Source organism: Flavobacterium sp. NKUCC04_CG (assembly GCF_019345525.1).
In the GTDB taxonomy this organism is placed as follows: domain Bacteria; phylum Bacteroidota; class Bacteroidia; order Flavobacteriales; family Flavobacteriaceae; genus Flavobacterium.
The window spans coordinates 1-223 of record NZ_JAHKRA010000099.1; the positions used below are offsets into that span (position 1 = coordinate 1).

1 rRNA gene is annotated in these 223 nt (G+C 43.5%); it reads right to left on the reverse strand.

Annotated features, from left to right (window positions below):
* Window positions 1-223 (reverse strand): 23S ribosomal RNA (locus KO524_RS15640); the annotation flags it as partial.

A 223-nucleotide genomic window follows, 5' to 3' on the forward strand; every position in this document is an offset into this window, starting at 1 on the left:
GTGGAAACCTTAGTTTTTCGGTGTGCGGGTTTCTCGCCCGCATTATCGTTACTTATGCCTACATTTTCTTTTCTAATTAGTCCAGCAATACTCACATATCACCTTCAACCCCATTAGAATGCTCCCCTACCACTTACAAACCCTTGTCTGTAAATCCATAGCTTCGGTAGTATACTTATGCCCGATTATTATCCATGCTCGTCCGCTCGACTAGTGAGCTGTT